This is a genomic window from Kribbella sp. NPDC104218, from assembly GCF_055584105.1.
Genome location: NZ_JBVJMQ010000001.1, coordinates 769851 through 781966, shown reverse-complemented (window position 1 = coordinate 781966; position 12116 = coordinate 769851). Strand labels below are relative to the sequence as shown.

Sequence of the window (12116 nt, the reverse complement as noted above, 5' to 3'; positions counted from 1 at the left end):
TCCTTAGGGGACGAGGATGGCGCGGCCGCGGACGTTGCCTGCGGTCAGGTCGTCGAGGGCTTGTTGGAAGGCGTCGAGGGGGTATTTGGTGGTGTGGAGTTTGACTGCGCCGCGGGCGGCCAGGGCCATCAGGTCGCAGAGGTCGTTGTAGGAGCCGACGAGGTTGCCGATGAGGTTGATCTCGGTGGAGATGATGTCGATGGTCGGGACGACGACGTCCTCGCCGTAGCCGACGACGTGGTAGTCGCCGGCCCGGCGCAGCATCCGGATGCCTTCGGATGTGGCGCCGCCTTCGCCGACGAAGTCGACGACCACCTCCGCGCCGACGCCGCCGGTCAGCTCCAGGACCGCGTCGACCTGGTTGCCATCGGCAACGATGCCGTGGTCGGCGCCGATCGACTCGGCCAGCTTGACCGCGTCGGTGTTCCGGTCGACGACGACGATCTCGGCCGGGGTGAGCGCTTTCAGCACCTGGATGCCGATGTGGCCGAGGCCGCCCGCGCCGATCACGACACAACGGTCCCGCGGCGTCAGGCGGCGGGCTGCCTTCGCGGCCGCGTGGTACGCCGTCAGGCCGGCGTCCGCGAGTGCGGCGACGTCCGACGGTTCGAGGGAGTCGTCGATGCGGACGACGCTGCGGGCTGAGGTCAGCAGGTACTCGGCGTACCCGCCGTTGGTGTCGATGCCTGGGAACGCCGAGGACTCGCAGTGCACGTCGTCACCGGAGCGGCAGGCTCGGCACAGGCCGCAGGTGATCAGCGGGTGCAGAATCACCTTGTCGCCTTCGCGGACGTTGCTGACCGCAGAGCCGACCGCATGTACCCAGCCCGCGTTTTCATGGCCGATCGTGTACGGAAGCGCCACACCGCTCTTCTCGGCCCACTGTCCTTCCAGAATGTGCAGATCGGTCCGGCAAACGCCCGCACCGCCGATGCGGACGACGACGTCCCACGGATGCGCGATCTGCGGCTCCGGGACCTCAGCGGCCTCCAGATTGCGGTGGTAGCCCACCACGTTGACGGCTCTCATCAGGCTGTCTCCTCATCGGGGTAGCGGGTCCGCAGCAGGCCGCGGCAGAAGTGGGCGTTGCCCTCGATCGAGATCCGCGTCGAGCGGGCCCGGCGCAATGCGAGCGGTACGGCGGTTTCGGCGTACGGCGTACCCGTGTGGTCGACGAGGACCGGGGCGTCGGGTGTGTTCGGGAGACCGATCGTTGTCCGGCGTCGGCGGAGGGCCTCGGTGTGCTGGTCGTCCGGGAGGTCGGCCAAGGTGACCGAGCCGAGTTGGACGTCGCGCTGTTCGCGGAGCAGGTAGGTGAGGCAGCGTTCCATCGCCGCGGTGTGCGCCTTGCGCTGGAAGGTCGCGCGCAGTTCGTCGAGGTCCCGCTCGGCCTCGTGTTTGAAGGTGCCGCGATACCCGGCGTCCGCAGCCAGCCCGCGGTTGATCAGCTCGGAGTCGTGATGGTCGTCGAGCTGGACGGTCACCAGATCCGTCCAGTCGAGCGCGGTCAGCACGTCCTTGGCGTCGGAGGCCATCAGATAAGCGAAGTTCGGCGCGCAGAACGCGGTCGGCAGCCGCAGGTGCACTTCGACCGCCGAGCCGGCGACCGTGACCGACCGGACGAACCCGAGATCGGTGATCGGCTCGTCGAGCTCCGGGTCGACGACGGCGTCCAGGGCGGCGTACGCCTGCTTCTCCTGGACGTTCATCAGGCGTCCACGAGGTCGTCGGCGCCGCGCGGGCCGGTCGCGGTCTCGTCGGCGTCCGGCAGCCGCAGCTCGGCCGGGACGTCGAGGTCGTACATCTTGGCCGCATTCAAGCCCAGGATCTTCTTTTTCTGCGCGGTCGTCAGCGGCGCGTACTCCGTCAGATCGGCCGGGATCTGGAAGTCGACGAACGACTCGATCAACCACTTCGGCGTCCAGAGCGCGTAGTCGGAGGAGAATTGGATCCGGTCCTCGCCGATCCAGTAGAGGAGCTCGCCGATGATCTGGGCGAAGTACCGCGGCCGGGTGTGGATGAACGGCATCGCGACCGCAAGCCCGCCGTGCACGTTCGGCTCCTGGGTGGCGATCCAGCAGAAGTCCTCCAGCCGCGGCAGGCCGACATGCTCGACGACGAAGTTCAGATCGGTGAAGTCGGTCGCGACGTGGTCGATGTCCGCGACGTCGAACGCGTCCCGGTCCAGCGGCCGGATCGTCGGGCCCTTGTGGACGTGGATGTTGGTGATGCCGAGCTCACGGCACAGCTCCAGGTAGCGGTACGACCAGGGGTCGTCGAGCCGCCAGCCGCGGGACTCGCCGTGCCACTCGGCGGTGTAGAGCTTCACGCCCTTGAGGCCGAACCGCTCGGCGTCCGCGCGCAGCTGGTCCAGACCGGCCTCGCCGTTGCGCGGGTCGAAGTTGTGGTTGTAGGTGAGCTTGTCCGGGTGTTCGGCGGCCAGCTGCGACGCCTCCTCGGTCTGACCGAAGCCGTTGCGGTAGAACTCGCCCAGCTGAGCCGGCTGGAAGACCGCGTGGTCCACGTAGCCGAGCTCGAACAGGTCCCGCATCAGGCGTTCGCCGCCCTGGTAGAGGTACTCCTCGTACGGCCACACCTCCTGTTCCGGTGACAGGTTGCGGTGGTAGTCGTAGAAGCAGTCGATGAACTGCTTGCCGTGGAGGTTGCGCTGGTTCTCCGGACGGGCGTCCCACAGGGCGACGTGGGCGTCCACGATGTAGTAGTTCTCGCCGTCTTTGCTGTACATCTGCGTACTCCTTCATGCGCCGGTTGACGTTGAAGGTAGGGACGGGTCATGGACGGCGGCAGACGGTCGGAGTCTCAATCTGAGACGTGCCGTTGTCTCAATCTGAGACAGGGACCTCTGGACGCGTTGGTCTGGTCGTTGCACCCTCGTGGAGAGAGGAGGCCGCCCGTGGAGATGAGCGAACGGCTGCAGGCCTCTTGGCAACGCAGTCAGGAGTACGGCGTCTCGGTCGAAGAGGTGGAGCCGGTGTTCGCCGGTACGTTCGACCAGGAGTCGCTGTTCTTCCAGTGCGGCCGTGAGGTGCTGACCGACCTGCACAAGACGCTGGCGGCTGAGCCGATCAGCTTGATGCTGACCGATGCGGACGGGCTGGTGCTCAACCGGCTCAGCGGCGACCACAGCCTGCTCCGCGCGCTGGACGCCGTCCATCTGGCGCCTGGATTCGCGTATTCGGAGCGGGAGACTGGGACGAACGGCCTCGGGCTCGCGCTGGCCGACCGGGCGCCCACTCTGGTCCGGGCGGAGGAGCACTACGCGCAGAGCCTCTGTACTTATACGTGCGCGGCCGTACCGGTGTTGGATCCGCTGAGCGGTCGGCTGGAAGGCAGCGTGAATCTGACAACGTGGTACAAGTCGTCCAGTGAGCTGCTGCTCGCGTTGGCGCAGTCCGCGGCCAGTAATACGACCGCTCTGATGCTGGCGCGGTCGCAGGGTCGGAGTCCGCGACCGGCGCCGCGTGGTGAGGTCTTCCGGGTCGAGTCAGCCCGGTTGGAGCCCGGCTCGGGGACTCTGCGTTCGCTGTCGAGTGCGTGGACCACTGCGTTGACGCTGACCAAGCAGGCCTTCGCTGCGGGCCGAGTGGTGGCCGCTGTGGGGGAGGCGGGGTCCGGCCGGGCCACACTGCTCGCGCAGGGCGAGCGGGAGACGCGACCGCGGGAGCGCATCCTCGCTGCGAGCCCGCCGGCGCCACAGGACGTCGAAGCCTGGCTCTCACTCTGGACGCCGGAGCTGGGCAAGCCGCATACGGCAGTGGTGCTGTGCGACGTCGACGTCCTGCCGGCTTGGGTTGCCGAGCGGCTGCGCGACCTGATCCACAGTGTTCAAGGACCGGTCCCGTTCTCGATGACTGCCGAGCGGTTCGAGGACATCCCGGCGGCGTTGGCTGCTCTGGTGGACACCGTCGTACCAGTGCCACCGCTGCGGGACCGCTCCGGCGACGTACTGCCGTTGGCGCGGTACGCCGCTCGTCGCGCTCGTGGGCGGGACGTCGAGTTCACCGCGGCCGCGCAGCGGGCGCTGACCGACTACGCGTGGCCAGGGAACGTCGAACAGCTGCACCGGCTGGTCAAGGTCGTGGCCGGCCGCACCGACGTCATCGACGTCCGGCATCTGCCTGGAGAGCTTCGCTCCGGGCCCAGCCACCGGCTCAGCACGATCGAGCGCTTCGAACGCGACGAGATCATCAGAGTCCTCGGCCGGCCGGGCGTGTCGATGAAAGACGCGGCTGACGAGCTAGGGATGAGCCGGGCGACGATCTACCGGAAAATCGCCCAGTACGGCATCCGTACGGCCCAGTAGTCACAAATCGTGAGCAAATGGCTGGAAGTGGCCACTAAGTGCCACCAATTGCCACTAGGCAAGCAGAGGTGAGAGTCGTACCATCTTTCAGGCTGACCGGTCCGACACGAGGGGGCGAGGGGTGACCGAGGTCCGAGTACCGCACACCCACGACCGGGTCGAGCTCAGGGATCTGGCCGCGCTGGCGAGCGGCGGCGACCACACAGCTCTGAACGACCTGCTCACCCGGGTGCGCGCAGTGGCGCACCGTTATGTACGGTCCCGGTTGTGGACCTATCCCGGCGGCGCCGACATGGTCGACGACGTCGCTCAAGAGGTTTGTGTCGCGGTCTTCGGCGCACTCGGCCGGTACCGGGACGAGGGGAGGCCGTTCGAGGCCTTCGTCTACGGCATCGCGGCCCGCAAGGTCGCCGATGCCCAGCGTGCGTACGCGGTGGCCGACGTCTCGACGCCGGACCTGCCGGACGGCGCCGACGAGTCACCGACGCCGGAGGAGCACGCGGTCCGGCACTCGGAGGTCCAGCACATCATGGACCTCCTGGAGAAACTGCCGGAGAAGCTGCGGGAGATCCTGCGGCTCCGGGTGGTAGCGGGGTTGTCAGCCGAGGAGACCGGCCGGGCACTGGGGATGACACCGGGGGCGGTGAGGGTCGCACAGCATCGGGCGTTGAACACGCTCAGGGGGTATGTGGGGCATGAGGGACGAGGAGCAGGGGAGGGGCATCATGGCTGACCGTTTCGACCTCGACGCGATCGACGCCGATGACGCACTGCTCGACCTGCTGGCCGCTGGAGGGGAGTCCGCGCGGTTCGCGGGCGAGCACGACCCGGCCGTGGCACTGCTGGCCGAGCTGCGGCTGGCGGTGGAGGTCGAGGACGAGCTCCCCGAAGAGACGATCGACGACGCGGAGAGCTTCCTGGCTCGCTGCGCGGCGCTGAACCCGGTGACGGACCCGTTCGCCCGCAAGATGGCGGCCCGTGGTCTGGCGCTCGGCGTCGCCGCGGTGGCGGCGCTGTCGGTGTCCGGTGTGGCCGCCGCGGTCACGGGTGACCCGCTGTCGCCGTACGAGAAGGTGATCGAGAAGATCACCGACGCGGTCAGCCCGACGACGGACTTCCCGAAGGAGCAGCTCGAGGGGCTGCCCGTCGTGGACCGGACGACGATCGTCAAGGTCGCGAAGGACTACCAGAAGAAGCAGGAGCAGAAGGCCGCGGAGGCCGAGGCCGGCGAGGACAAGACGCTGGCCAACGGCGAGGTCCCGCAGGACACCGTCGCCGTACTGCCGCCGCTGGCCCGGCCGGCCGTGATCACCAACCCGACGGTGATCGAGCAGCCGGTGGTCCCGCCGCCGACGACGACCACGCAGCCGCCGACGACGTCCGAGCCGCAGCCGGGTAACGGCGACCCGACGGAGAAGCCGTCCGACCCGGTCCCGTCCGACCCGCCGCCGTCCACGCCGCCGCCGACGACGGAGCCGAGCACGCCGCCGACCGAGCCGACGACGCCGCCGTCCACGCCGCCGACGACCGAGCCGAGCACCCCGCCGACCACACCGGCGCCGGGGAACGGCGAGAACGGCAACCCGGGGACGCAGCCGAGCACGCAGCCGACCACCGGGACCAACCCGGGCGGCCAGCCGAGCGAGAACCCGGGTGAGAACCCGGGCTCCGGCAACCCGGGCCTCCCGGAGCAGCCGGGTTCGGACACCGGTGAGACCGGCGACACCAAGCCGGGGGACACCCCGACCGGCCTGCCCACCGGGGACGCGCCGAGCGGCGACGTCAAGCCGATCGAGGACAAGGCGGTCGCCGAGGCCGAGAAGCTGGCGAAGGCGATCGCGCCGATCCTGCCGACGCCGACCGGCGCTCCGCTGGAGCTGCGCAGCGCCGAGCGGTACTTCGGCAAGCACTCCAGCGGCAAGGTCGCCTCCGGCTCGGTCCGCAAGGCCTACACCAAGGGCAAGCACTCCACCGGCAAGTACGTCGAGGGCAAGCACGCGGCCATCGAGCGCACCCACGGGTCGGTCGAGGACGAGGCCGTCCTGCAGATTCTCGGAGTGCTGAACAAGCGCCAGAAGTGAGCTGAACGCCGACGCGGGGCCCGGGTCCGTACCCGGGCCCTGGTCATGCCTGTGGACGGCCGATTCTGACTCCTCGTGACGGCGGCATAGGATGGTGTTCCGTTCTCGCCGGACAAAGGTGCTCGTTTTTCCCATGGACATCACACCCGCTGGAGTTCCCGACAAGTTCGCCGTCCTCGGTCTGACCTTCGACGACGTCCTGCTGCAGCCCAACGAGTCCGACGTCATCCCCTCCGAGGTGAGCACCCGCTCCCGCGTGAGCCGGAACATCGAGGTCTCCATCCCGCTGCTGTCCAGCGCGATGGACACCGTCACCGAGGCGCGGATGGCGATCGCGATGGCCCGCCAGGGCGGTCTCGGCGTCCTGCACCGCAACCTGTCGATCGAGGACCAGGCCCAGCAGGTCGACCTGGTCAAGCGCTCCGAGTCCGGGATGATCGCCCAGCCGATCACGATCGGGCCGGATGCGACCATCGGCGAGGCGGACGCGCTCTGCGGGCAGTACCGGATCTCCGGCGTCCCGGTCGTGGACGACGCCGGCGTCCTGGTCGGCATCGTCACGAACCGTGACATGCGCTTCGAGAACGACATGGCCCGGCCGGTCCGTGAGGTGATGACGCGGCAGCCGCTGATCACCGGCAAACAGGGCATCTCCGCGGACGACGCGATGCTGCTGCTCAGCAAGCACAAGGTCGAGAAGCTGCCGCTGGTCGACGACGCCGGCAAGCTGACCGGCCTGATCACGCTGAAGGACTTCGTCAAGCGGGACAAGTTCCCGCTGTCCACCAAGGACGACAGCGGCCGGCTCCGCGTCGGTGCCGCGATCGGCTTCTTCGGCGAGGCCTACAAGCGCGCGATGGCGCTGGTCGAGGCGGGTGTCGACCTCCTCGTCGTGGACACCGCGCATGCGCACTCGAAGGCCCAGATGGAGATCATCCGCAAGCTCAAGGCCGACCCGGCCACCCGCGGCGTCGACATCGTCGGCGGTAACGTCGCCACCCGCGGCGGCGCGCAGGCGCTGGTCGATGCCGGCGCGGACGGCGTCAAGGTCGGCGTCGGCCCGGGCTCGATCTGTACGACGCGGGTCGTGTCGGGCGTCGGCGTCCCGCAGGTGACCGCGATCTACGAGGCCTCGCTGGCCTGTAAGCCGGCCGGCGTGCCGGTGATCGGCGACGGCGGTCTGCAGTACTCCGGTGACATCGCCAAGGCGCTCGTCGCCGGCGCCGACACCGTGATGCTCGGCTCGCTGCTGGCCGGTTGCGAGGAGTCGCCCGGCGACCTGGTCTTCATCAACGGCAAGCAGTTCAAGGCCTACCGCGGGATGGGTTCGCTCGGCGCGATGTCGTCGGCCGGCGGCCTGCGCAAGTCCTACTCCAAGGACCGCTACTTCCAGGGTGACGTCGGCAGCGACGAGAAGCTGATCGCCGAGGGCGTCGAGGGCCAGGTGCCCTACCGCGGCCCGCTCGCGGCCGTCGCGCACCAGCTGATCGGCGGCCTGCGGCAGTCGATGTTCTACTGCGGCTCGCGCACCGTGACCGAACTGCAGGACAACGGCCGCTTCGTCCGGATCACCTCGGCCGGCCTGCAAGAATCGCACCCGCACGACATCCAGATGACGGTCGAGGCCCCGAACTACTCCGGCCGCTGATCCGCCTGCCTACGAAGGACACCAGATGACCGAGATCGAGATCGGCCGGGCCAAGCGCGGGCGGCAGGCGTACGCGTTCGACGACATCGCGATCGTGCCGTCCCGCCGGACGCGCGACCCCGAGGAGGTCTCGACCGCCTGGCAGATCGACGCCTACCGGTTCGAGCTGCCGATCCTGGCCGCCCCGATGGACTCGGTGATGTCGCCGGCGACCGCGATCGCGATCGGTCAGGCCGGTGGTCTCGGCGTCCTGAACCTCGAAGGTCTGTGGACCCGCTACGAGGACCCGACCGGCCTGCTCGAGGAGATCACCTCGCTGGACCGCGAGCGCGCGACGCACCGGCTGCAGGAGATCTACTCGGCGCCGATCAAGCCGGAGCTGATCTCGCAGCGCGTCCAGGAGATCCGCGCCTCCGGGGTGACCGTCGCGGGCGCGCTGTCGCCGCAGCGGACGAAGCAGTTCGCCAAACACGTGGTGGACGCCGGCGTCGACCTGTTCGTCATCCGCGGGACGACGGTCTCCGCCGAGCACGTCTCCGGCCAGGCCGAGCCGCTGAACCTCAAGCAGTTCATCTACGACCTCGACGTCCCGGTCATCGTCGGCGGCTGCGCCACCCACCAGGCCGCGCTGCACCTGATGCGCACCGGCGCGGCCGGCGTCCTGGTCGGCTTCGGCGGCGGCGCCGCCCACACCACCCGCAAGGTCCTCGGCGTCGCCGTCCCGATGGCCTCGGCCGTCGCCGACGTCGCCGCCGCCCGCCGCGACTACATGGACGAGTCCGGCGGCCGCTACGTCCACGTCATCGCCGACGGCTCCGTCGGCCGCTCCGGCGACGTCGCCAAGGCCATCGCCTGCGGCGCCGACGCCGTCATGGTCGGCTCCCCCCTCGCCCGCGCCTCCGACGCCCCCGGCGGCGGCTACCACTGGGGCGCCGAAGCCTGGCACGCCGACCTCCCCCGCGGCGAACGCGTCGAAGTAGGCGTCACCGGCACCATGAACCAGATCCTCTTCGGCCCCTCCTGGGTCCCCGACGGCACCATGAACCTCGTCGGCGCCCTCAAACGAGCCATGGCCACCACCGGCTACACCGAACTCAAAGAGTTCCAGCGCGTAGAAGTAGTCGTCGGCTGAATCACGTCGCGAGCGACGTGCGGTAGCGCGCCCGGCCTGGGGAGTTCTGGAAGGATTGCGGTATGGGATTGTTCAGTCGGGGTAGCCGGGAAGCGGACAATGTGGCGCTGGCTACGGCGCGGGCTATGTTGACTTCGGATGACGTGGATCAGGTGCGGTTTCTGATTACGTCGCGGTTGTTCGTGCATGCGACGAAGTTGGTGCGGGACCGGACCGGGCTGGACATCAAGAAGTCGCGGCAGATCGTGGAGGAGATTCGGTACGGGACTTATGTGCCGCCGGTGCGGGACACGCCGGTGGTGCGGGTGCCGGGGACGAATTTGGCGGAGCGGACGCGGGCGCTGAAGGCGGCGGGGGAGTTGCATCAGGCGACGGCGCTGGTGGTGTCCGAGACGGGGATGACCGAGGTCGAGGCCGGGTTGTTCGTGGGTGCGCTGAACGCGGAGGCCTAGCCCTTCACGTAGGAGAGTTTCTCGGCGATCTTGCCGTCGCGCAGCCGGATGACGTCGACGCCGCGGACGTGCCCGCGGCCGCCGGTCTCGTCGCGCCAGGAGTAGTGCCAGCGGACGACGGCGCGGTCGCCGGCGATGATCGTCTCCTCGGTTTCGAAGCGGGGCTCGGTGGTGCCCTCGAAGAGCTTCTGCCATTCGGCGCGGACGGCGTCGGCTCCTTTGAAGCGCTGACCGTCGGGGGCCGGTGAGGTGGACTCGAAGACGCAGTCCGGCGTGACTAGCGCCAGTACCGTCTCCAGGTCGCACCGGTCGAACGCCGTACCGAAGCGGTTGAGCAGGGCGAGGGCGGGCGACCAGTCCGGGTCGCGGCCGAAGGCGGCGAGCAGAGCGTCAGCCGGGTCGGCAGAGCCGGGGAGCGGGTCGCCGACCATGCCGGCCGAGCGGTACAGCTCAGCCCGCTCTGCGAACCAGGGGGTGACCTCGGCGACCAGCTCGGCGTCGAGGCCGCGGTCGGTGCCGAGTGCTGCGGCCAGGTCCCACGTGTGGATCAGATGGTCCGCCACAAGCTGGCGCAGGTACTCGTCGGTCGACTCGTCCCCGTACGACAGGTGCACGGTCGGCACGTCTGCACTCGCCGCCAGTTGCGCCTCGGCGGCCGCGATCAGTGCGGTCCGGGCGGCGTCGTCCCCAAGCAGATCACCGTCGAACGCGGCCCCGACGTCCGCAATCGTCCGACCGGCCATCAGCGGCACAGTCCACCGTTCTTCACCGACCACGTGGTTTACCAGAGCGTGGACGTCCCACTCCGCGCACGGCGTCGGCGCCGACCACTGGTCGTGGCGCACCGACTGCACCAGCTGCGCGAACGCCCCCACACTGCGGTTGTGTAACTCAACAATGTCCATGACGAGCCCCCTCAGCGCCAGCGTCCGCCGTACCGAGGGAAGCGTCAAGAACTAGCCGCCGATGCGGCGTTCGGGACCTACCAGGAGTTGCTGGGCCGCCTCGTGTGCGTGATGGGAGGCGGTCAGGTCGCCGGTGGCGGCGAGGAGGTCACCGTGCTGGCGGTAGCAGGCGGCGGCCAGGTCAGTCATCTCCGGGTCGTCGTCGGTGAACGGGATGAGCGCGGTGGCGACCTCTGCGCACCAACCGGCCAGGTCCAGGGCCAGCTCGGTGCGGCCAGCCTGGTGGTACGCGCCGGAGATGTCGAGCAGCAGCTTCGCCCAGATCGGCGCGTAGGTGCTGGTCTCGTAGCGCATCCGCTGTGACTCGCGCTCCGACGAGATGGCGAACAGGTAGTGCGCCTCCAGGCCCAGCGTCATCGCAGTGCCGACGTCCTGGATCAGCAGTGCCGAGATGAGCTCGGCCAGCTCAGTAGCTCGTACGCAGGCGGACTCCGGGTCAGTGCGACCCGACACCGTTGCCAGCGTCATACCGGGAGCGGGCTCGGCCAGAGCAAGCAGCCGGTAGTACTGCTCGTAGGGCCCGAGTTTGATCTCGGCGTTCTCCAGAGCGGCGACCAGAGTCAGCGGCAGACCACGCTCCAGCTCTTCGGTGACTCGCGCTGCGGTCTCGGCGTCCGTGTCGAACGCCGTCCGCAGGCAGGTCTCGCCCTCCATGATGCGACCGACGATGCCGAGGTGCTTACCCTTGCGGGTGAGTGCGGCGACCAGTGTGCGCATGTCGGTCGCGGAGTCCGAGTCGGCGAGGGTGTCGGCGGTGTTCAGGCCGATCTCGTCCGCCTCCAGGGCCAGGTCGAGCCGACCCTCCGCTGCGTGGACGTCGGCCGACACTGCGGTCGCCGTACACAGGTAGCGCGCGTACGAGAGGGACTGCGGGCTCTCGTTGATCTGGTCCGCGAGCTGAAGGAACAGCTGGGTCGCTGCGTCCGCAGACGCGACGGCGAGTGCAGGATCGCCGTACCGGCGCAGGATGAGCGCATTCATCGCGAGGACGCGGGCGAAGTCCGGCTGGTGCCGCAGGCCCTCTTCACCGCCGACGAGCTGGCCGTACGCGATGACCGCGCCGTCCATCTCCAGTACGGCGGTGGCGCCGCGACCGCGGTGCGCCTGGGTCATAGCGCGCCGTGCGCGGATGTCAGCGAGGTACGACGTCGCGTCGAGCACGCCGGCGTCGCTGAGCTCGGTGTAGCCGAGCTGGGCCTCGTGCAGCGCGGCAAGCGCTTCCTCGTGCCGGCCTGCGGCGTTCAGCGAACCGGCCAGCTCGTAGTGCGTCGCGGCCATCAGGTGCTTGGCCTCGTAGTGATTGGGCTGTTCCTCGGCCCGCTGCCGGGCAAGCTCGATCACGCGCTGCTGATACGGCCCGGCCTCGTCCGCCCGGCCTTCCTCGATCAGCACCTGGGCTGTCTGCAGCGCCTCGCCGAGCTCGTCCTCAGGAGGCGTCCAAAGCCCCCCGCTGTCCACCATCTCGCGTTTCCACCCCTTCGCAGGTTCAACCGTCAACCCTAGGGCAATGCATC

General features: G+C 69.1%; 11 protein-coding genes. 6 read left to right on the top strand and 5 right to left on the bottom strand.

The window, feature by feature from the left end; all coding sequences use genetic code 11:
• Positions 1-3: 3 nt before the first annotated feature.
• The 3 genes from ACZ6ZD_RS03605 to ACZ6ZD_RS03595 are packed head-to-tail and all read right to left on the bottom strand — an operon-like array spanning position 4 to position 2746.
• A complete protein-coding gene (locus ACZ6ZD_RS03605; RefSeq protein WP_465667993.1) occupies positions 4-1029 on the bottom strand; it encodes an NAD(P)-dependent alcohol dehydrogenase in 1026 nt (341 codons plus the stop codon).
• The gene (locus ACZ6ZD_RS03600) at positions 1029-1709 is read right to left on the bottom strand and encodes an iron-sulfur cluster assembly protein (RefSeq protein ID WP_465667991.1); all 681 of its coding nucleotides are present in this window, start codon (positions 1707-1709) and stop codon (positions 1029-1031) included. The genes ACZ6ZD_RS03605 and ACZ6ZD_RS03600 overlap by 1 nt, the downstream gene beginning before the upstream one ends.
• Positions 1709-2746, bottom strand: a complete 1038-nt coding sequence (locus ACZ6ZD_RS03595) for an amidohydrolase family protein (RefSeq protein WP_465667989.1) — start codon at positions 2744-2746, stop codon at positions 1709-1711. The genes ACZ6ZD_RS03600 and ACZ6ZD_RS03595 overlap by 1 nt, the downstream gene beginning before the upstream one ends.
• A gap of 174 nt (positions 2747-2920) precedes the next feature.
• Here ACZ6ZD_RS03595 and ACZ6ZD_RS03590 point away from each other — a divergent pair, with 174 nt between their 5' ends.
• From ACZ6ZD_RS03590 to ACZ6ZD_RS03565, 6 genes are all read left to right on the top strand, one after another.
• Positions 2921-4324: an AAA-type ATPase lid domain-containing protein gene (locus ACZ6ZD_RS03590; RefSeq protein ID WP_465667987.1), complete on the top strand. Its 1404-nt coding sequence runs from the start codon at positions 2921-2923 to the stop codon at positions 4322-4324.
• A 121-nt stretch (positions 4325-4445) separates the two neighbouring features.
• A complete protein-coding gene (gene shbA / locus ACZ6ZD_RS03585) occupies positions 4446-5057 on the top strand; it encodes an RNA polymerase sigma factor ShbA (RefSeq protein WP_465667985.1) in 612 nt (203 codons plus the stop codon).
• Positions 5050-6405 carry a hypothetical protein gene (locus ACZ6ZD_RS03580; protein ID WP_465667983.1) on the top strand — a complete coding sequence of 452 codons (1356 nt, stop codon included), beginning with the start codon at positions 5050-5052 and terminating at the stop codon, positions 6403-6405. The genes shbA and ACZ6ZD_RS03580 overlap by 8 nt, the downstream gene beginning before the upstream one ends.
• A 133-nt stretch (positions 6406-6538) precedes the next feature.
• Positions 6539-8053, top strand: a complete 1515-nt coding sequence (guaB, locus tag ACZ6ZD_RS03575) for an IMP dehydrogenase (protein ID WP_465667981.1) — start codon at positions 6539-6541, stop codon at positions 8051-8053.
• 25 nt (positions 8054-8078) lie between these two features.
• Positions 8079-9185 (top strand): GuaB3 family IMP dehydrogenase-related protein, encoded by a 1107-nt coding sequence (locus ACZ6ZD_RS03570; RefSeq protein ID WP_465667979.1) that lies wholly within the window; start codon positions 8079-8081, stop codon positions 9183-9185.
• A 152-nt stretch (positions 9186-9337) separates the two neighbouring features.
• A complete protein-coding gene (locus ACZ6ZD_RS03565; RefSeq protein ID WP_465667977.1) occupies positions 9338-9637 on the top strand; it encodes a hypothetical protein in 300 nt (99 codons plus the stop codon).
• Here ACZ6ZD_RS03565 and ACZ6ZD_RS03560 read toward each other — a convergent pair.
• Both ACZ6ZD_RS03560 and ACZ6ZD_RS03555 read right to left on the bottom strand, forming a co-directional pair.
• Positions 9634-10542: a TIGR03086 family metal-binding protein gene (locus tag ACZ6ZD_RS03560; protein WP_465667975.1), complete on the bottom strand. Its 909-nt coding sequence runs from the start codon at positions 10540-10542 to the stop codon at positions 9634-9636. The two genes, ACZ6ZD_RS03565 and ACZ6ZD_RS03560, sit on opposite strands and share 4 nt — an antisense overlap.
• Before the next feature lie 51 nt (positions 10543-10593).
• Positions 10594-12063, bottom strand: coding sequence for a hypothetical protein (locus ACZ6ZD_RS03555; protein ID WP_465667973.1), 1470 nt, complete (start codon positions 12061-12063; stop codon positions 10594-10596).
• Between the last annotated feature and the right edge of the window lie 53 nt (positions 12064-12116).